This is a genomic window from Archangium lipolyticum (assembly GCF_024623785.1).
GTDB classification, from domain to species: domain Bacteria; phylum Myxococcota; class Myxococcia; order Myxococcales; family Myxococcaceae; genus Archangium; species Archangium lipolyticum.
Window position 1 is genome coordinate 1 of the sequence record NZ_JANKBZ010000001.1, and the last position, 21,082, is coordinate 21,082.

Annotated in this window: 11 protein-coding genes; 4 read left to right on the plus strand and 7 right to left on the minus strand. The window is 68.4% G+C overall.

All coding sequences use genetic code 11. The features are described from left to right. Positions 1-518: 518 nt before the first annotated feature. Positions 519-1,055, minus strand: a complete 537-nt coding sequence (locus NR810_RS00005; protein ID WP_257445835.1) for an LGFP repeat-containing protein — start codon at positions 1,053-1,055, stop codon at positions 519-521. Positions 1,056-1,212: 157 nt separating this feature from the next. Here NR810_RS00005 and NR810_RS00010 point away from each other — a divergent pair, with 157 nt between their 5' ends. Further along, positions 1,213-2,367, plus strand: a complete 1,155-nt coding sequence (locus tag NR810_RS00010; protein ID WP_257445837.1) for an ETX/MTX2 family pore-forming toxin — start codon at positions 1,213-1,215, stop codon at positions 2,365-2,367. 394 nt (positions 2,368-2,761) lie between these two features. Here NR810_RS00010 and trhA read toward each other — a convergent pair whose 3' ends face one another. Together trhA and NR810_RS00020 are read right to left on the minus strand one after the other, a co-directional pair. After that, positions 2,762-3,433, minus strand: a complete 672-nt coding sequence (trhA, locus tag NR810_RS00015) for a PAQR family membrane homeostasis protein TrhA (protein ID WP_257445839.1) — start codon at positions 3,431-3,433, stop codon at positions 2,762-2,764. A gap of 112 nt (positions 3,434-3,545) precedes the next feature. Continuing rightward, a complete protein-coding gene (locus NR810_RS00020; RefSeq protein WP_257445842.1) occupies positions 3,546-3,962 on the minus strand; it encodes a hypothetical protein in 417 nt (138 codons plus the stop codon). A 234-nt stretch (positions 3,963-4,196) separates the two neighbouring features. Between NR810_RS00020 and NR810_RS00025 the strand changes: the two genes are divergently transcribed. From NR810_RS00025 to NR810_RS00035, 3 genes are all read left to right on the plus strand, one after another. Next, complete coding sequence (locus tag NR810_RS00025; RefSeq protein ID WP_257445843.1) at positions 4,197-4,787, plus strand: DUF2378 family protein; 591 nt, start codon at positions 4,197-4,199, stop codon at positions 4,785-4,787. Between the two features lie 69 nt (positions 4,788-4,856). After that, positions 4,857-6,926, plus strand: a complete 2,070-nt coding sequence (locus tag NR810_RS00030; protein ID WP_257445848.1) for a CHAT domain-containing protein — start codon at positions 4,857-4,859, stop codon at positions 6,924-6,926. Beyond that, positions 6,923-10,489 carry an nSTAND1 domain-containing NTPase gene (locus NR810_RS00035; RefSeq protein ID WP_257445851.1) on the plus strand — a complete coding sequence of 1,189 codons (3,567 nt, stop codon included), beginning with the start codon at positions 6,923-6,925 and terminating at the stop codon, positions 10,487-10,489. Before NR810_RS00030 ends, NR810_RS00035 begins: the two co-directional genes overlap by 4 nt. Before the next feature lie 25 nt (positions 10,490-10,514). Here the strand turns inward: NR810_RS00035 and NR810_RS00040 are convergent, their stop codons facing one another. The 4 genes from NR810_RS00040 to NR810_RS00055 are packed head-to-tail and all read right to left on the minus strand — an operon-like array spanning position 10,515 to position 21,052. After that, a complete protein-coding gene (locus NR810_RS00040; RefSeq protein WP_257445853.1) occupies positions 10,515-11,963 on the minus strand; it encodes a hypothetical protein in 1,449 nt (482 codons plus the stop codon). Next, complete coding sequence (locus NR810_RS00045; protein WP_257445856.1) at positions 11,956-14,256, minus strand: AAA family ATPase; 2,301 nt, start codon at positions 14,254-14,256, stop codon at positions 11,956-11,958. The genes NR810_RS00040 and NR810_RS00045 overlap by 8 nt, the downstream gene beginning before the upstream one ends. Then, positions 14,253-17,711, minus strand: a complete 3,459-nt coding sequence (locus tag NR810_RS00050; protein WP_257445858.1) for an AAA family ATPase — start codon at positions 17,709-17,711, stop codon at positions 14,253-14,255. Before NR810_RS00050 ends, NR810_RS00045 begins: the two co-directional genes overlap by 4 nt. Continuing rightward, a complete protein-coding gene (locus NR810_RS00055) occupies positions 17,708-21,052 on the minus strand; it encodes an AAA family ATPase (protein ID WP_257445861.1) in 3,345 nt (1,114 codons plus the stop codon). The genes NR810_RS00050 and NR810_RS00055 overlap by 4 nt, the downstream gene beginning before the upstream one ends. Positions 21,053-21,082: the final 30 nt, after the last annotated feature.

Genomic DNA, 21,082 nt, shown 5'->3' on the forward strand with positions numbered 1-21,082 from the left:
GCGCGACTCCTTCTACGCGGAAGCCGTCCGTCGTCTACGGCAACTGAGACGGCCTGGCACGCTCCGGGCTCTTCTCCGTCCCAAGCGTCGGCCGCCCCCTGAACGGACTTAGTTCGGCTGGCTTAGCCACGGCAGGTGCGGAGCTGGCCCCGGCGCGAGGGCCACATAAGGCCGCTTGGTGTTGAGGCTTAAGCCGCCAGGGCCAAGAGCGCTAGGCCCCTCCGCGCACCTGCTGGGAGGGCGGCCAGGGCCAGCGTGTACCCCAAGCGGCTGCGCGGCTTCTCCACCGCCTGGCGCACTGCTCGGGCGGCCACCCTCAGCGACCCTCCTCGGCCCCTCCGCTCCACTCCGCCACCTATCACCAGGCCTTCAATCCTTCCTATGCGTCCTGTTCTCCAGGTCGTCGTGAGCTGCGCGTGCTCGCACAAGGCGCCCATCGAGATGAGAAAGGCAACGCCGCGAGGCTCCCTCGTGCGCGGGTTCCTCGCGGCGTTGGTGGTGGTACTGCGCGGTGCGGCCTACTTCATCCGGACCGTGAGGGTACCGGTGCTGGTGTTGAGGGTGATGTAGCCCCGCTCGAACTCCGACTCCCGACCGCCGGTCACGGCGTACTCATCACGCACCGGGTAGCCCAGGCTGCTTCGCTCGTAGCCAAGGGCGCCAAAGACGGCCGCCACGCCCAGGCCGTTCTTCCAGTAGATGCTGCCAAACTCGAAGTGGTTGAAGGAGCCGAGGCCATTGGGCAGCGCCACCTCGTCCGTGACGGGGAAGCCCACCAGACTTCTCTCATAGCCTTTCTGCGCCCACTTCGCGTGGATGAAGCCGTGCACCTCGTGCGCGTGCGTGTTGAGGTGCCAGTAGATGCTGCCGCGCTCGAAGCGGTTGTAGCGGCCCACCGTGTCCGCCGTCGCGAACTCGCCCGACTGGCACAACCCAAGTGAATCGTACTTCTCGGTGTACTTGTCGGAAATCGCCCCGAGGATGACGCAGCACCCGCCCGCGAGCCAGTTGACGCTGTAGTAGACCCGGCAGGCGTTGTCCAGTCCTGCACTCATCAAAAATTGGGGAGAGCAATGAGGCATCTCACCCTCCCTGTGTGAGGCGCGTCACATCGCTAAAGCGGCTCTGGTGGCAACTTAGCTCCCATCCAAACACCAGAGGGTGATCCTCGGTGAACGGATACGACAAAATGTCTCGCAAGAGGAGCAATCCATGCTGAACAAGAGCATTTTCAAGCTTGCATCCGCAGCACCCAGCGCCTCTGCCAAACGGAATCACATTTCCATGACGGGACACGGTCTCCAAGCCAAGCCGTCGTCGAATCTGTCCGCATCCCTCCAGGGAGGGGACACTTGGCAAACGAACGTCTACGGTGGCCAAGGCGGAGTCAGCTTCACTTGGGCATTCGGAGAGTCCATCACCAAGCTCGTGACCTATTCTATCGTCACCGCGACTTCTTCCTCCACCGCGCAGCTGGTTCTCTCAGGAATGCAAGTCACCTTCGATGACGGCACGTCTATTGCGATAGGGAACACCGATTCGAGTCAGGCGCCAACAACCCAAACCATCGATCTCACATCGGACTCGATTGAGAACATGTACATCTTGGTGGTGACGGACCCCATCTTCGCTGGAGACCCGAAAAAGCAAGGTGTCGGCGCCCTCTACTTCGAGACCCTTCAGGGGCAGACCTTCTCTTCAGCCGGGTCCACTTACACGCCCGCTGCGTATAGCGCAAACTGGCAGCTGGTTTCTGTGAACACCAACCCTTGCTCGAACTTCTATCCCGTGGGTCTGATGGGTGCCGCAGCGAACGCGGTCGACTCCCTGTCATTCTATTTTCAGAACGACTCGCTGGTATCCCGCACCGTCGAGGAGTTCGACTATTCAGGGCTGACGCCCAGCACTCCCACGCCCATCAATGTCGCATCCGCGACTGCGACTAATGGAACTGGCGAAGCGCAGGAAATGAGCATCAACTTCAGCGAGTCGGTGACGTCCACATATTCATGGACTGCCACCGCAGGCATTCGGATTGGGGCCGAACTCACGATCAAATCCGGAATCCCTTTTATTGCCGAGGGTGAGGCCAAGATCAGCACGGAACTCTCATTCGATTATACCTGGGGTGAGGACCTCGAGGTGAGCCGGTCTTTCGGGTATGAGGCTGCCGTGACCGTGCCCCCCAGCTCGGCGGTACAGGCCCTTGCCACCGCGAGCAGTTACACCCTGTCAGGAAGCTATACGGCCAATCTCTACGAGAACTGGGCTCATGCAGGCTCGGTCAAAATCCCGGTGCAGGGAACCATCCAGGGGGTCAGCGCGTATGATGTTGACGTGGCTTACAATCCCGTCTCCGGCGCTTAAAAAAGCCACTGACGGGTTTGGCTCATCCTGAGCACGCTCCGAGGGAACCCAGCGACCGGATGATGCGGGGCGTCATGTCTGAGCGACTAAGTATAGGCGAAATAGGAGCCCTCTTGCAGGGAGGAGAAGGAGGGGGCAGGGGCCAGCAAGGCCATGGGCTGCGCCGGTGTAGGGGTCAGAGCACCCCCTGGGGCACACGGCAGCCCTGGCCAGTCTTGCTTGAGGAGAGCGGGAAGGAATTGTTGGTGGTGGGTGCGCTAGCACCAAACGCGCAGAGGGCCCTTTCTTGGTGCATATGGCGGTTCGGCTGCCCCCGAGGGGAGATGGCCTCGCCTCCCTCTGGACGGGCGGAATTTTTCGGGTCACCCGTTTCGGCCCTTTTGCGCGTTTGGTGCTAGCTCCACAGCACGTCGAGGATGACGGCGTAGTGCACGGAGGCCGCGGCGATGACCATGAGGTGGAACAGCTCGTGGTAGCCGAAGACCGTGGGGCGGGGATCCGGCCATCTGCGCGCGTAGACCACGGCGCCCATGGCATAGAGGACGGCCCCGAAGACGAGCCACCCGACACGCGCCGGGCCGATGATGCCTGGCAGCCGCAGCATCACCGGGAGAGACACCGTCCCCAGTACGACATAGAGCACGGAGCGGAGTCCCCTCGGCCCGGAGCGGCCCAGCAGCGCGAGCCCGGCGCCCGTGAGCGCCGCGGCCCACATCACCCAGAGCAGCCGTGGACCCCACCCTCCCGCCTCGTCCAGTGCGGCAATGGGCGTGAAGGAGCCCGCGATGAGGGCATAGATGGCCGCATGGTCGAACCGCTGGATGCGGCGGTAGGTGGCGGGGCTCCAGTTGGGACAGTGGTACGTCGCGCTGATGCCGAACATCAGCACGAGGCTGACGCCGAACACCATGCCGGCCAGGTACCGCATGCCCTCCGCCGGAGCCAGGGCCAGGAAGAAACACCCGGCGAGCGCCGCCACGAACGCGAACGCATGCGACACGCCACGCAGCCTGGGCTTCACTTCATCTTCGACCCGGAGAGTCTCGACGCGCTCTTGGGAGGCCATACCCTGCTCGTACCTCCCGCAGGTCACCATCGTGTCAGCGGGTGGCGTCTCCTGTCCGGGCGCGGACTTCTGGCGCCCGGTCCTGCCCGCGCCGTGCACACTGGTGGACGGGTCAGGCCACGATGAACGTGCCTTCTCCCGACAGCCGCACCTCCGCATACCTCTCGAGCTGTTGGGTGGAGGGGGCGATGAACCCCGGGCCGCGGCTGGTGATGCCCAGGGTGTTGATGTGCACGCTCTGGTCCGAGCCCGTCAGGAGGGCGGGAGGAATCAGCACGCTGAACTGGATGGATTCGGCATCCGCCGCATTCGACTGGAGGACGATCGTCACCAGCTTGCCGATGCCCACATCCACCTGACGAATCTCGTCACCGCGCGCGTTCACCTGACGCCGACGATCGCGATACTGCATGATCGGCTCACCGGTGAAGCTGGTCTCCGAGAAGCTCACGCGAATATCCTTCCCCTTCAGCTCGAAGTGGTTGGGAGAAATGGCCGCGCGCTGCTGGTTGGATTGCACCTGTTCCATGGCTCTGCCTCGCATGTCTGGACGGCGCCCCGCGAGGAGCGCCACGCGTCTGCTCAGTCAGAGCCGCTCGTTCGAAACTGTGACATGCCACCCAGGGAGGGTCGCATCGCACGCCTGCCCGCTTGAAGGGGACCCTCCACTCGGGAATGACTCCTGTGACGGTTGCGTGAACCGCTGATCACTCCCTACCCGGTGGGATTTTCCGGCCACCGGCTCGTGAATTAAGATGGAGGCATGATGAGTCTCGGCTCCGAGGAGGAGCTGTTCCAGCGACTGACCTCCCTGGACCCCACGCACACCGTGCGCGGGTTCTTCTTCAACTCCGTGTTGGAGGTGGTGCGGCTGCTGGGAGACGAGTCCGCCGTGAAGCACTGCCTGGCCGCCGCTGGAGAGCATCGGTACCTGGACTTCTTCACCTACCCCACGAAGTCCTATGTCCGGATGCTCTACACCGCGGCGAAGCTCCTGAGCGGCAGGTATGGAAGCTTCGAGGGAGCCCTGCGGGTGATGGGCGCCCGGACGGTGATGAAGTTCATCGACTCCGCTGCGGGCAGGGCCCTACAGGTGGTGGTGGAGGGCAATCCGAAGCGGTTGCTCGAGAACCTCCCGGCGGCACACAGGATGGGGGTCCGGGGTGGGCAGTGCACGCTGAGGTGGACGGGCTCCACTTGCGGTATCCTGCGCATCGAGCGCATCTCCACTCCCGTCCCCTTCATCGAGGGCGCGCTGCGTACGCTCTTCGAGGCCACGAGAGCACGGAACCTGATGGTGTCCTCGCGGCAGACGGACCCTCTCGACGCCGAGTTCGAGGTGTCCTGGGAATGACCCTGGGGGACGCAAGCCCCGGGGGGCGCGTTCGAGGGGTCCGGGCCGGGATGATATCCTCACTGCCGCATGCCAAGAGTCGAGAGGAATCCGTGGCTGGAGATCACCATCTCGCGCGTCGGTTCCGAGACGCGGATCTCGGCACGTAGCAGCCGCGAGGAGAATCCTCCGGCGCATACCCTCGACCCGTCCTTCTCCCCGGAGCTCCTGCGGGGATTCGCCACGAACCTGAAGCGGGCGGTCGAGGAAGCAGGGCCCCTCGGGCCGGGGCTCATCCAACAGGCCCACGCGTTCCACGAGGCGATCTTCCGGGGGGCTCTCCAGCAAACGCTGTCGCGGTTGCACGAATCGGCGGACGACAGGAAGGTGCTGTTGCGCCTCGTGCTCCAGGACAGCGAGCTCAAGGCCTTTCCCTGGGAAGCGCTCTGCGAGCCCAGGACGAACCGCCATTTCCTGGGCAACTCGCCGACGCTGTTCCCCGTCCGGGGAATCCATTCCGGTGAGCCCTGGCAGGCCCGCGACGTCGGCAGGGGCGTGCACCTGATGGTGGTGGCGCCCTCGGATCTGACCGTGCACGAGCCCCTGCGGCTCAAGCTCCAGGAGTCCATCGAGGCCGGGGAGCTCACGTGGCTGGAGCCCATCGCCGGAGTCAGCGCGAGCGAGGACTACCTCTTCGAGCGCCTGAGGGACGAGCGGGAGCTGCACATCCTCCACTTCATCGGTCACGGACGCGTCCAGGAGTCGACGCCCCAGCTTCGGCTCGTGGACCACGATGGCCAGGAGCACTGGCTCGACGTGGAGCTGCTGGCGCAGGAGATCAAGCAGCTCGACCGGAAGGATCTCCGGTTGATCGTCCTCGAGGCCTGCCGGGGCGCCGAGCCGGGGCCCCTGGCCAGCGCGGCGGAGCTGCTGGTGCAGCACGGCATCGAGGCCGTCATCGCCTACCTGTGGCCGGTGGATGCCAACGTGGCCCGGCTGTGCTCGGCCGCGTTCTACAAGGCGCTCACCAGCGCGGCGAAGCAGCAGGGCGACGTGGCCCAGAGCCTCAACGTCGCCAGGCGGATGGTGCTGAGCAAGTCTCCGAGCGGCGCCGCCGCGTTCTCTCCCGTGCTGTACCTGCGCGGCAGCAACCCCGTCCTCTTCAACTTCAAGCGCCGCAAGCTCTCCCCTGCTCCGGCCTCCACTGCCCCTGCGGAACGCTCGTTCATGCCCCCGGCCCTCCAGGGGGTGCTGGGGGAACGCTTCTCGCTGGTGCTGGGAGATCGCTGGCGGAACGAGCGCCCCTTCCTGGAGCAGTTCCGCGAGCGTCTACAGCAACGGCTCCGGCGGGATGCCCAGGAGAACCCGCCTCCCGGGCTGCCGATGAGCGCCCTGACCCAGCGCTACGCGTTGCGCTTCAACAAGAGCGCCCTGGAGCTCGAGTTCCGGGACATCTTCGAGAACATCGCCCGCCACTCCCCGCTCGTCGAGGCACTGGCGCGGTGGCTCGTCCCTGGCTTCCATCTCACCCTGCTGCGGCTCCCGGTGCTGGAGCTCGCGCTCGCGCGGCGGCAGCCAGGACGGACGATCTGCACCCTCCAACCCTCGGGGCCGGGCGGGACGCGGATCCGGGTGATGTGGCGCACCGCCCACCAGGGTGACGCGTGGAAGAGCCTGCACCTGCCGGCGCCGGGCCTGCCTCCGGAGGACGGGCAGCTCCAGGAGCTGTACCAGGCCATGAATCCACGCCAGTCCATCGTGGTGTTCCGCCCCTACTGCGGCTACCCGCTCAGCCATCCCCTGGAGCTCGAGGAGCCCTTCCTCACCGAGGACGACTACCTGCTGGGAGCCCGCAGGCTGGAGGACTGGCTGCCGCCGGATCTCGCCACGCCGCTGCTGGCCGCGCTGCGCAATCAACCAGCCCTGCTGCTGGGCCTGTCCATGTTGACCTGGCACCACCGGATGCTGCTGCACCGGCTCTTCGACGGGAAGAAGCTGCCGGCCCGGAGCCTCGTGCTCCTGGAGCCCGGCGAGAAGGAACAGGTGTTGTGGGAGCGGGGAGATGGTCTGCCCAGCAAGCAGGGCGTGCGAGCCCTGGAGTTGGGAGACGCGGAGCTCATCACCCAGCTCGAGGCCCATGCGCCCCAAGAGGTCCCATGAGCACCCGCGACTCCCTGGCGCCCCTGCTCGCGAGCGATCCGCCGCTCGCGCCCACCCGGGGCAACGCTCCCCTCCTCAATCCCTTCCCGGGTCCCCAGCCCTACCGCACCACGGACCGAGACCGCTTCTTCGGCCGCGAGGAGATGACGCAGCGGCTGGTGAGCCACCTCCTCGCCTACTCCTGCACCACGCTCTCCGGTCCCTCGGGGGCGGGGAAATCGTCACTGGTGCGCGCCGGGGCCATCCCCCTCCTGGAGGAGGAGCACGAGCACCGCACCGTCATCATCGACGGGTGGCCCTCCGGCAAGGAGCCCCTGGACTGGCTCGTCGAGTCCATGTGCGATCAGCTCGATCTGGAGCGGGGCCCGGCTTCTAGGGGATCGGAGGGGAGCTCCCGCGGCCAGGACGCACTGGACGAGGCCGTGCGGCAGGCGTTCCTGGGCTCGGAACAGACCATCCTGCTCTACCTGGATCAGCTCGAGCAGCTCTTCTTCCCGCTGCGTGACCTGAAGAAGGTGGACGTGCTCCTGGAGCGGCTGGAGGCGCTCACGCGGCAGTCGGCCCCGAATGTGCGGCTGTTGCTGGCGCTGCGCGAGGACTACCTGGGGCCCTTCCGGGAGCGGGCGCGAGGGCACCGGGTGCTGCTGGAGCACGGGTTCCGGTTGGGGCCTCTCACGGTGGCGGAGATGCAGAACGTGGCGTGCCGGGCCGCCGCGGCGGGCAGGCCGCCCCTGACCTGGGCGCCCGAACAGATGCGGGAGCTGATCCTCCAGGTGCGGACCCCCGGGCAGGAGAAGTCACCCGAGGCGGAGGTGCAGGCGACATACGCGCAGATCGTCTGCCGGGCGCTCTGGGAGCAGGAGGTACGGGGTGGAGATCAGGTGGTCCTGATCGAGGCCGCGCCGATCCTCAATCGCTACCTGGAGTCCACGTTGGACGAGCTGGGGCCACTGCGATCGGACGCGGAGCGGCTGCTGGAGGAGCGGCTGATCGACGAGAACGGCGGCCGGACGCTGCTGATGGAGAACCAGGCGCGCGCCGCGTTGCCGGCCAGCAGCGCGGAGCAGGTGCTGGCGCACCTGGAGATGGCGCGGGTGCTGCACGCGGAGGAGCACCAGGGCAGCCGGTACTTCGAGCTGGGGCATGACTGGCTGGCGAAGAAGGTGCTGCAACTCAAGCGGGAGCGGTTGCGGCGGGAGTGGGCGCTGGCGCGCGAGCAGCGGCAGGAAGCCGAACGCAGGCGGCACGAGGAAGCGGAGGCACGGCGCAAGCTCCAGGAGTACCAGGAGCGCAGGCAGCGGGAGGAGGAAGAGAAGCGCAGGCTGAAGGAGGAAGCGGACCGGAGGCTCAGGGGAGAAGCGGAGCGGAGGAGACGGCTACAGCTCATCGCCACGACGGCCTCCACGGCGGCGCTGGTGCTGTGCACGCTGCTCGTGTGGATCTGGATGCAGACGAAGGTCGCGGATCAGACGCGGCAGGACGCGCTCGCCCAGGCGGGCCGGACGCGAGAGCTGTTCCTGCTCGCGGGGGCCCGGGAGCTGGTGAGCCGCAATCAATCCGCGCTGGCCTCGAAGCTGCTGCTGGAGAGCGGTGGGCCCGCGGACATCCCCGGCTGGATGGAGCTCACCTATGAAATCCTGGCCGCCCACCCGCCCGAGCTGACCCTGAGAGGCCTCCAGGCCGCGTCCGCCGCGTTCAGCCCGGATGGCTCGTACCTCGTCACCGCCTCGGAGGATGGCACGGTGCGGGTGTGGAGCGCCGGCGGCTCGGGCCCCATCGTGGTATTCCGGGGACACGAGGGCCTCATCCATTCCGTCACGTTCAGCCCGGATGGGCGGCGCATCGTCACCGCCTCGGAGGATGGCACGGCCCGGGTGTGGAACGCCGATGGCTCGGGAGCCCCCGTGGTGCTTCGGGGTCATGAGAGAGGTGTCACCTCGGCGGCGTTCAGCCCGGAGGGGCTGCGGATCGTCACGGCCTCGGAGGATGGCACGGTGCGGGTGTGGAGCGCTGGGGGCTCGGAACCACCTCGGGTGATCCGGGGACATGAGGGCATCGTGCACTCCGCGGCCTTCAGTCCGGACGGCCAGTCCATCGTCACCGCCTCCGAGGACGGCATGTCACGGGTGTGGCGCGTCAGCGACTCGCGGCCCATCCAGGAGCTCCGGGGACACGAGTGGAGTGTGAGCTCCGCTGCGTTCAGTCCGGATGGTCGGCACATCGTCACCGCTTCCTGGGACGGTACGGCGCGCGTGTGGAACACGGATGGCTCGGGTGCTCCGATGGTGCTCCAGGGACACGGGGGCTGGGTCGTCTCCGCGGCGTTCAGCCCGGATGGTCGGCGCATCGTCACCGCCTCGGAAGATGGCACGGCCCGGTTGTGGAACGCCGATGGCTCGGGTGCTCCGGTGGTGCTCCAGGGACACGGGGGGAGCGTCCGTTCCGCGACGTTCAGCCCGGACGGCCAGCGCATCGTCACGGCCTCCAGGGATGGCGCGGTCCGGGTGTGGAACGTCGAGGGCCCTCGCCTTCCCCTCCGGCTCCAGGGACACACGGGGCGGGTCGTCTCCGCCGCGTTCAGCCCGGGAGGGGGGCGCATCATCACCGCCTCGGAAGACGGCACGGCGCGGGTGTGGCGTACCAACGATGCGGAGCCTCTCGCGGTGCTCCAGGGTCACGAGGGAAAGGTCTACCTGGCCGCGTTCAGCCCGAATGGGCAACGCGTCGTCATCGTCTCGGAGGGAACGGCCCGGGTGCGACGCACCAATGACGATGGGGTTCCCGAGGTGGAGCTGTGGAGCCAGGAAGGAAGGATTCTCTCCGCCGCGTTCAGCCCGGACGGCCAGTCCGTCATCACCGGCTGCGAGGACGGTGCGGCACGAGTGTGGAACGCCGACGGATCGGGACGCCCGGTCACGCTCCGGGGACACGAAGGCTGGGTCACCTCCGCCACGTTCAGCCCGGATGGGCAGCGCATCGTCACGGCCTCCAGGGACGGCACGGCTCGCGTGTGGCGCACGAACGGATTGGGAGCTCCGGTGGTGCTCCAGGGACATGAGGGCTGGGTCACCTCCGCCGCGTTCAGCCCGGATGGGCAGCGCATCGTCACGGCCTCCAAGGACGGCACGGCTCGCGTGTGGAACGTGGACGGAGTGGGCCCCGGTGTGGTGCTCCAGGGACACGAAGGAGGGGTCTACTCGGCCGCGTTCAGCCCGGAGGGGCGACGCATCGCCACGGCCTCCGAGGATGGCACGGTCCGGGTGTGGAGCGCCGACGGCACGGGAACGCCCGTGGTACTTCGGGCTCATGGGGGAGTCGTCTACTCGGCCGCGTTCAGCCCGGATGGCCAGAGCCTCGTCACGGCTTCCGAGGACGGGATCGCGAGGATCTGGACCCTGTCCATCCCAGAGCTCCAGCAGGCACTACGGAAGGTGAGTACCGACTGCCTGCCGATTGGCTTGCGCCGCACCTATCTCGACGAGGGCGATACGAGGGCCCGGCGGCAATACGAAGCCTGCGAGCAGTCATACGGCCGCCGTCCCCTGTCCAGACAGGTGCCTTGAGGCTCCAAGGAGAGTCGTCCCGCGATCAGGCCGCCCTCGAGGGGAGCCGAACCGCCGGATCTCCCAGCAGGATGTAGCCACGCAGGTCGTTGCGCAGCATCCAGTATCCGCCGAGCCTCGCGGGGTTCACCGGGTCTGGCTTGTGCCGGATGGCCGCGTCCTGCCGGAGCTGGTACTGCGCCATCAGGGTGTCGTTCACCTCCCGGTAGAAGCGCATCAGCGCATCGAGCGCGACACCCGCTCGGCCTCCACCCGCCAGGGTCTCCAGCACGGAGAGGAACCTGGAGGCACGGCTGCGATGCAGGTTGTCCGGATCGGAGAACCCCACGGACCAGGCCAGGTCACTGTGACCGATCACCGCCAGGGGTCCGCGAGGGTTGGCCAGCGCGGCTTGTGGCAACGCGGCCAGGAAGGGCCGCTGTCCGGGCTGGGGCAGGCACCGCAACACGTCCTCCGGAGACCCCGGGTAGACACCCGCCTGGGCGAGCATCTCCAGCCACGCATGGAAGGCGCTGACCGGCGGAGTCGCGGCCCCGAAGCACGCCAGACAGAACCAGATGCCCTCCGGCAGGAAGGGCGTGCTCCGGACCATGTCCCCGAACAGCACCTGGCCCGGTCCCAGGCTGAGCGCCCCCTGCATCGCCCATTGCCGCTCCACTGACGACCATCCCCACGGGGGCGCCCCGAGGCCATGGGAGACCGTGAGCATCACTCCCGCACGCGTCCGCCCCGCCGCATCCACCAGCTCGTCGACACCGCATCCCCCATACGGAACGCGCTGGACACGCAGCCCCGGATGCTTCCGCTCCCACTTCGTCTTCATCGCCTCCAGACACGGCTGCACCAGCAGGCGCTCTCCCCACTCGGTAGCGCCCGAGCCGTCGAGCGCCGTGTAGAACAGGGACTCGGGCAGCTCGGCGGCCTCGCGTGCGTGCTCACTGGCCAGCACCTTCCGCGCGTAGGCGGCATGGCCCGCGAGATCCGTCCCGCCCCCGGGCCCGGCGAAGTGCAGCCGGCCCACGAAGGCGCTGTGCACGAGCACCTGCTGCAACTCGATGGAGACCTGGTGGAGATCCCCGAGCACCAGCAGATACCGGGGCCGTTCCTCCTCGGGAACCTCCTCGGCGCGGTACTCGGAATCCCTCCACTGGACCGCCGCCTCCGCGTCCATGCCGGGAGGAACCCGGTACCGGCGCGCGCAGGCACCCTGCTGGCGTTCCCGGTGGCGGATGAGCGGCTCGATCGCCTGGAGCATCTCATCCCCTTCCCTGCCCTCTGGGGCGATCACTCCCCAGCGTTGCGCGGCCAGATCGTTCGGATCCCTTCCGGGCGCATCGAGCGTGTACGCCTCCACGCGGCGCGGGAGCTGGCCGGGTTTCGGGCTGTCCCAGGCCGCGCGGAACTCCAGCCCGGCCTTCAGCACCGGCGCTTGCTCCTCCGCGTCCGCCAGGAGCAGATGCAGCCGTTCATCCATCGAGCACCGTCGCGAGCGCCCGGTACTCGGGCCGCAGCATGCGCTCGGCCTGGGTGCCGGCGACGACCACCGGGAGCATCGCGCCCTCCAGTCCGGCATCGGCCGAGAGCCGCACGGCGATGGGGGCCATCACCCTGGCCTCGATGAGCCGCTTCAACGGCCGGGCACCCAGCTTCGGATCATACCCGTGGTGGGCGAGCCAGGCCCGTGCCTCCGGCTCCACCACCAGCCGCAACCTGCGCCGCAGCAGCCCCGCGCGCGAGGCCGCCTTCTCCAGCTCCAGGTCGACGATGCGCAGCACGTCCGCCTCCGACAGCCGGCGGAACGGGATGACATGATCGATGCGGTTGAACAGCTCCGGACGGAACGCCTGCCGGATGGCACGCAGGAAGTCCTCCGAGCCGCGCTCGGCCCCGAAGCCCGCGGGCTCGGACTGCTCGACGCCGAGGTTGCTCGTCATGCAGACCACCGTCATCCGGAAGTCCACCAGCCGCCCGAGGCTGTCGGTGAGTCTCCCCTCCCCCAGGATGCCAAGCAGCAAATCGAACACATCCGGGTGGGCCTTCTCGATCTCATCGAACAGGACGAGGGACAAGGGCTGCTGGCGCACGCGCTCGGCGAGGCTGGTGATGCCGGGGCCCACCTCCATCAGTCGCTGGGCCGAGCCGGGCAGCATGTACTCGGACATGTCGAGCCGGATCATCCGCTCCTCGTGGCCGAACAGCGTACGCGTGAGCTGCTTGGACAGCTCGGTCTTCCCCACGCCGGTGGGTCCGGCGAAGAGCAGCGTGCCCACCGGCTTCTCCGGATCATTGAGCCCGGCCTTGAAGCGCGCGAGCACGCCCGCGGCCCGCTCGCAGGCGCGGTCCTGTCCGATGACGCCCTGCTTCAACTGCGCCGCGAGCGTGGCCTGATCGGAGGGGACCTCATCGCTGATGAGCTGGAGGGGCAGTCCCGTGTAGCGGGCATAGGCCTCGGAAACGTCGCGGGGATAGAGCGTCCGGGCCTTGCCGCGCTCGCCCTGCTGCTCCAACCAGTCGAGGAAGCGGAAGGCCTTCCCGGGGAACAGGGTGTCGCGCTGGAACGTCTCCAGGTGGCCGACGAGCTGCCGCAGGCCCATGGAGTGGATGCTCACGCGGCTGTGCTTCACCGCCTGGTAGCGCTGCATGAGCGCCGGCATCTCCGAGGCCGCGGGCTGCTCGATGCGGATGACGCGGAAGGGCCGCAGGGCCTCGGCGAAGCGCCGCTGGCAGCGCTCGAGCTCGGCCTCGGAGCACTCGGCGATGAGGGAGATCTCCCCGCTCATCGCGGCGGGCAGGAGCAGATCGCCAATGGACGAGCCGTCCGGCTGGGGCGCCAGGAGGGACGTGAGCCGGTCCACGTAGAGGTAGTGGTTCTCGTGCGAGAGCGCGTCGATGATCTTCAGGCAGCGCTCCTGCCACATGCCCAGGTAGACCATTCCGGCCACGATGCGCTCGGCGCTGGTGCGCCAGATGTCCGGCAGGAGTTTCTCCTTGTCCTCGCGCCGCCGCTCCGCGATCACCCGAGCGAGCCTGAGCACCTGGCTCGTCTTGCCGACCCCCGGCCCCCCGACGAAGAGGAGCGACCGCGGTGGCTGGCGCATCGCGTGGCTGATCCAGTCCTCCCGGGTGTCACTGTCATGGACCAGCGGAGGCTGCCTGCTGCCCAGGGCGCGCGAGGTCAGCTCCTCGCCGATCTGCGCGAGTACCGGATGCGGAGGCTCCTCGGTGGAACCGCGCTTCTCGTCCAGCTCCAGGCGCCCCGGATCCCAGCTCCGGACATACTCCTCGCCCTCGTGGCGGAAGTCGTAGAGCCCCTTGGGCTTCTCGCCGAGCAGCGCGGTGGTGAGCGCATGCTGGAGCACCTGGCGGGCGATGGAGAGCTCCTCGATGACGAACGACCAGCCGAAGCGAGGCACGCGCACACGCCAGGCGCCGCTCTCCATCTTCCCGTAGACGTACGTCAGCTTCAGCGGGACGAGCGCCTTGGAGATGATCGGCCGCTTCTTGTGCACGGTCTGCGGGTGGACCTCGACCGCGATGGTCCGGGCCTGCAGCTCCTCCTCCCACAGGAAGCGGTGGATCGTGGTGGGATCGTCGAGCATCAACTGCCGCACCCGCGTCTCCAGGAGCGAATACACCTCGGTCTCGCTGGCGCCGTAGGCGGACGGTGGGGGCTCGTCGAAGAAGCTCTCCCAGACGGGCAGGAGCTGCCCGGTGAGCCGGCCGTCGTGGTGGGTGGTGAAGTAGACGCGAAGGCTCTTGTCGCTCATGGATTCTGGCTCATCCGAAGACGCCACAGGGTGGGCAGGGCATCCGGGAGATGCCTGACGCGGTGGCTGCCGCTGTAGGTGAGCAGGTAGTCGTCGAGCTCCATCACCGACACCTCGCCCTGCCAGGAAGGCGGGTCGAAGCGGTAGGCACGGACGACGGGGGCGGCCGATTCGGGATCCTCGGGCAGAGGGCTCACGTCCTCCTGACGCGCCTTGTGGAACGCCCGGAGCTTCGCTTCGTGCAACTCGAGCAGCCTCGCGGGCTCCGGCGCGTGCTCCTCGTGCACGCGAACCTTCACGATCTCCGGGAGCCGCCCCGAGGACTGCCAGACGTGCAGCCCGGCCTCGCCCTCGAGGAAGGGCCGGATGCCAGGCCCCACCAGCTTGAGCGCGACATGCACCGGCTCCGCGGAGGACGCATGCAGGAGCTCCCGGAGCTGCCGGAGGCCACCGGACACCCGGCCCCCTCCCGGCAGATGGGCGGCGAAGCCCTCGATCTCCCCGCGCGAGCCGGCGTAGGCCTCGCACAGCCACCGGGTGAGCAGGGAGCCCGCGGTCGCCCCCTGCCGCCACTGCCCGAGCGGGAGCAGCTCCAGCGTGACCACGTGCTGGGCGGGGCTGGAGAGACCCCGGAGGACGCGCTGCAGGAAGTACACCTCGGCCAGCGCATCGAGCATCTGTTCGCGGGAGACGGCCTTCGCTGGCGCGAGCGCCCGCCGATCGAAGATCCGGATGCGATCCACCACACCGTCATCGGTCATGGTGCGCTCCATGACGCCGAAGCGCTCGACCTCGATCAGCTCCCTCGCCTCGTCTTCGGGAGCCCGCGCGAAGGACTCCAGCTGGGCCGCGAACTCCTCCAGGTACATCCGCATCGAGTCGAGGGTGTAGAGCGATCCGGCATGCTCGCGGTCCCCGGCCTGGAGCCGCTCGAGGTGGAAGCGGACCTGCTCGGACAGCGCGCCGAGCTCCGTGCTGAGCCGCATCCGCTGCACCTCGTCGCGCGCCTCGATCATCTTCTCTCGCAGCTTCGCCACGGGCAGGGTCAGGAGCGGCTCCAGGGCGAACCCCTCGAGTGCGGGCTCGCGGGGAACGAGCGCATCGGCCTGGACCGAGAAACCGTCCTCACGGGTGTAGAGCTGGAACAGGTGCATCAACCCCCGGGAGCCACCGATGATGGCCTCGGAGAGGACCTGCCCGACCTTCTCCTCCAGGTAGCGCTTGAGCGGGCGGGCGCCCAGGTGGGGATCGAAGGCCTCCTCGACGATGCGGCGCTTCACCGCCTCGTCGGCGGACACGAAGATGTTGCGGGACGTCAACCCGTGCCGGGACAGCAGCCGCGCGAGCTCCTTCTCGACGACCTTCTCGCCCGCCTCGCGCGAGAGCGGCGAGAAGTGCACGATGCGGTCGATGCGGTTGAAGAGCTCGGGCGGGAAGAACTCACGCACGGCCCGGTCGGCGTCGAGCGCGAGCGCCCGCGCGTCCGGCTCGCCGATGCCCACCGCCGGCTTGCGCCGGGCCCCGAGGTTGCTCGTCATGACGATGACGGTGTGCGTGAAATCCGCCGTCTCGCCCGAGGCGTCGGTGAGCCGGCCCTCGTCGAACGTCTGGAGGAGCAGGTTGAGCAGCGAGGGGTGCGCCTTCTCGATCTCATCGAGCAGCACGAGCGAGAAGGGCTGCTCGCGGATGAGGCGGGTCAGGCGGCCCTCGGGCTGGAACACGTCGCCGGTGAGGCGGGCGACGGCATCGGGCGTCTGGAACTCGGCCATGTCGAGCCTCACCAGACGGGACGCATCGCCATACAGGTAGCTGGCCAGCGCGCGGGTGAGCTCGGTCTTCCCGGTGCCGGTGGGTCCGGTGAACAGATAGACGCCATAGGGCCTGCGGGGATCGGTGAGCCCGGAGTGGATGCGCGCGATGAGATCGCACGCCTCCTGGATGGCTTCCGGCTGGCCCATCACCTTGCGGGAGAGCGCCTCCTGGACCTCCTCCGGATCCAGCTTCTTCGTGGGGTGGAGCAGGAACTCCGGCAGGCCCGTCTTGCGCGCGAGGTAGGCGAAGAGGTCTTCGGCGATGATCGGCTCGAAGTCGTGCGTATCGTGCCCATCGTCCGTGGCGAGCTCGCGCAGCAGATCGATCGCCTTGCCCGGCAGCGCGGCTCCGGCGAAGAGCGTGCTGGCCTGCTCGAGCAGGATCGGAAAGAGCGCGGGAGACCAGGAGATGGAATGCCTGGCCTCCAGCTCGCGTGCCTCGTGCAGCAGCATCCGAAGGGTTTCGTCGGCGCTGGTGGGGCGCACGTGGAGCTGGGTGAAGAGCGCGGCGAAGGACGGGGCATCGGACTCGAGGCGCTGGAGCTGTTCCGGCGTCACCGTGCCAACGAGGGTGATCTCCCCCCGCGAGAGCGCGCCCTGGAAGAAGAGCGCGAGGTGGGTGTCACTGTCGCGCGAGCGGCCGATGCGTCCGAAGGCGTGCAGGTCCTCGACGAAGAGGATGCGGCGCCCTCCCCTGGCTTCCTCGAGCAGCTTCTGGCAGCGCTGCTCCCAGTCGCCCACGTAGCTCATGCCCGCGATGATCCGCTTGCCGGCGATCGACCAGACCTCGGTCACCTTGTCCAGGTTGCGGTGGGTCTGGAAACCATCGGCCTCGAGCTGATCGGCCACGAAGCGCTTGAGCAGCGTGCGCTTGCCGACGCCAGGAGGGCCGACGAGGAGCACCGGTGTACGCCGCTCGCCGCCGAGCAGCATCTGCAACTGCTCGCGATAGGGGCTACGTGGCATCCCGGTCTCGAGCGAGCCCTCCACGGCCTGGAGGGTGAGGTTCGTTCCCAGGTTGGGGAGCACCTTGTTGCCATCCCTCGGCTTCTTCTTCTTGCCGGCCGGGTCCTTGAGCTCCAGATCGTCCCAGGGCCCCTTCATCTTGCCGAGCTCGTCGAGCAGCGACCTGGGCCGGGCCACGAACTCGAGCGCCTTGAGGCTGTCCTTGTAGTTGGAGCGCAGGGCGTTGTGCTGGTACGGCTCCAAGCGGGCCCAGGCGCGGGTGAAGAAGATCTTCGCCTGCTCCTCGAGGCTGGTGTCCGGCTCGACCGGGAACCACTCGTCCTGGCGCGCGGGGTGGTAGGCGATGGTCATGAGCTCGCCGCGCGTGCGGAAGCGGGGCTCGAGGATGAGGGGGAAGACGCCGGACAGCCGCCGCGTCTCGGCCGCGGTGCGGACGCGCTTGAAGTCGAGCTCGAGCTGAACGCGCTCCAGGCGGATGCCGCGCGGGAACTGGAACCAGGCCAGGTCCCGGACCGGGAGCTCGCCGATGATGCCGCGCAGGTCCTCCACGAGCTTCTGCTGGAGCTTGACGGTGCTCCTGCCCTCGCGGCCGCGGGTATGGGGTCCGAGCCCGAGCGTGCTCCAGCGGAAGAGGCCGGAGGCATCCCGGATCTGGTAGACGGCGAGGGTGAAGTTCATGACTTCTTCCCCCGGAGCACATCGAGCGCGAAGGAGAGGCTACTGCCGGGGTCGAAGCTCCTGCGCCTCTCGAGGTGGCGGATGTGTTCGAAGAGGATCAACTCGAGCTCTTGGAAGTAGTCACGGTCGCCGAGGAGGAGATAGCGCTCGACATTGCACAACCAGAGCCGGCCATCGGGGTGGAGCTCCCGGATGGAGGGCGTCAGCCGGAGCACCTTGAGCGAGGGCTGGGCGGGTGGCGCGATGGCCGGCAGCTCGAGCTCCTTCTGGTGCAGGAGGGTGAAGGTCGCCACGGGCTGGATCGTGAGCATGACGGGTTCGTCCTTCTCCGTGGGGGGGTAGCGATGCAACCCCTCTTCGAGCGCCAGGAAGGCCCCGGCGTTCGTCCCGTTGACCGAGAGCAGCACCTCATGGAAGGTGCGTGAGGGGTCGACGAGTGCCCGCCGCAGGTCCTCGGCGTTGAGCACGTCACCCCACTTGCGCGTGCGCTCACTGCCCTTGCTGGTCTCCGACAGGCGGCCGCCGACCGACCACCCGCGCCGGGGCGCGTCCGCGAGCAGCGGCAGCAGCCACCGCTCGAGAGCCCGCGTCTCACCGGCCTCCTGGAGGATCATCGTGAGGGCGTCACGCCGGGGTTGCAGGGAGAGCAACAGGGCGGGCATCAACCGGCGGAGGGCCTGGCCCTGCGCGTGGGCGTCCTCGACGAAGGGCGTGGCGTCCTGCTGCTCGAAGAGGGCCATGAGCGCCAGCTCCTCGGCGGCCACGAGTGCCGAGCGCAGCTTCTGGGCCTGGGTCCAGATTTCCTCCAGCCGGCTGTGATCGCTCTGCAGCTTGCCCACCGGGACGGCCTCGGGGCCACGCGGGTTGCGGTCTCCCTGGGAGAGCTGGGCCACGAGGAAGGCGATCTGCTCCTTCAGTTGCTCCACCGCGTCCGACCGGAGGAGCGCGTCGAGGATCCGCCGTTCGGCCTGGAGCTCGCGCACCTGGTTGAACTGGTTCTGGGCGGACCTGGGGCTCCCCCGGGTCAGCTCCACCTCGATGCCCTCCGGGCGCTGGGCGATCACCAGTTGCCCGCCCTGGGCTTCCGGCCCCACCGAGGAGAGCGCGCGGGCGATGGGGACGACGAGCCGCTGGTCCAGGTGCCGGCGCATGGCGCGAGCGCCATAGGCTTCCTGGTAGCCGGACGCGGCGAGCGAGGTGGTGATCTCCGGCGGCACGTGGAGCGAGATGCCCCGCTGCAACAGTCCGCGCCGCATCCGCAGCTTGTCCACGCCGAGCCGCGCCACCTCGGCCGCCTGCTCGGGGGTGAGCGGGTGGAAGGGAATGAGCTGATCGATGCGGTTGACGAACTCGGGCCGGAAGTGACGGTGCACCTCTCGCAGGTAGTACGAGGTGTCGTCCACCTCGCTGGCGCCGATGCCCAGCGGGTTGCGGCGGTGCGCCACCCCGAGGTTGCTCGTCATGATGATGAGGGCGTTGTGGAACCAGGCGGTCTGCCCGCGCGCATCGGTGAGCCGCCCTTCCCCGCACACCTGCAGGAGCAGATCGAACACGGCCGGGTGGGCCTTCTCGATCTCATCGAGCAGGAGGACGCAGAAGGGCTGCTGCCGGACGCGCCGCGTGAGCAGCCCCTCTCCCTGGGCGTTGCCGCGGATGAGGCGCTCGGCGGCCCAGGCGTCCATGAACTCGCTCATGTCGAAGCGGAACATCCGCTCGGGCGAACCGAAGAGGAACGTGGCGAGCAGCCGCGCGAGCTCCGTCTTGCCCACGCCGGTGGGGCCCACGAAGAGGAAGGTGGCCAGCGGCTTGCCCTGGGGCTGGAGTCCCGCCTTCACCATGCACAGCGTCTCCACGACGCGCCGCACGGCGAGCTCCTGGCCGATGAGCTGGCGGCGGAAGCGTGCCTCGACGTCGGCGGCGAGCAGCGCCCGGTCCTCGCGCAGCAGGAACTCGGGGACCCCCGTCTTCAGGCTGAAGAGCGCGTACACCCGCTCGCGGGTGAGCATGGGGGACTGGCCGTTGCCCGTGCGCTCCTGCTGGAGACCCGCCCGCATCTCCTCGTACAGCCGCAGGGCCTTGCCCGGTAGCGCGCGGCCCGGCAGGTAGCGCTCGGCCAGCTCCACGAGCGGCGCCACCGCGTCATCGGCCAGCGTGGGCCGGGAGGACTCCGCCTTGCGCTGCCAGGCCGCCCGGGTGCTCAGGGCCTCGCGGGTGTGCCGCGCATCCAGCGGCTCCAGACGCACGCGCCCGAGCACGGCGAAGAGTCCCGGGTGCCGGCTCTCCAGCAGATCCAACGCGTCGGGGGTGAGCTCGCCGAGCAGGCGCACCCTGCCCTCCTCCAGGAAGGGCTTCATCGCGCCGGGGATGTCGATGGACTCGGTGGAGTGCTGCGCGAGCAGCTCGCCGAGGTTCTCGAAGTACAGGACGGCATCGAGCGCCTGCGCCGCGCGCATCACGCGCAGCACGCGCTCCTGCCACTGGCCGAAGCCGGACATGCCGGCGATCAACCGCGAGCCGCTCGTCGCGTACACCCGGCGCTGGCGGCCGACCTTCCGCTCCGCGCGCAACCACGCGAGGAGCAGCTCCGTCTTGCCCGAGAGCTCCGGGCCGACGAGCAGCACGCCCTGCCGCTTCTCGCCGCCGAGCAGGCCCGACAGCAGCGTGAGCTCGGTGTCCCGGCCGATGAGTGGAGGTCCATGCCGGGCCTCGTCGCGCTCATGCAGCGGCGTGGAGACGGAGAGGAGCACCTCGTGCGCCTGGTCTCGCGCGAGCTTCTCCTGCTGCTGCTTCTTCGCCTGCCGGCTCTTCTCGCTCGCGTCCTGGCGCCGGAGCTGGAGGTGGACGGTCTCGAGCGTCACCGACTTCGGCGGCAGCAGCCGCAGGTACTCATGGGCGGTCGGCTCCCGGGCGGCGAGCAGCCGCTCCAGGTCCGCGCGGACCGTCTCCCGGACGTCCTGGCTCCTGCCCACGTGAACCGTGTGGTCGAGCGCGGGGACGAAGACCCAGATCTCCTCCGGCAGGGGCACGACGACCGTGGCCAGCTCGACGGTGGTGGGCTTGACGAGGGGCCTGGGCAGATCGGCGCGAGGCGCGAGGATCTCCAGCATCTCCAGCCGTACCTGCGCGGGGAGGGAGAAGCGCGCGAGCACCTCGGGCTCGGCGTGGGACAGGTACTCCTCGAGGAACAGGCGCTGCTCGGCGAGACAGGCCTCTCGGGTGGGCGCGTGGCTCGTCAGGGCCGGCGCGGCCACGGGGAACACCTGATGGTCACCGTTCCACAGTTGCTGACAGAGAAGCGGAGTGGAGAACTCGATGATCCCAGCGGCATCGGAAGGAGCCATTCTCCCGGCATCCTACGCCGCGGGTCTTGC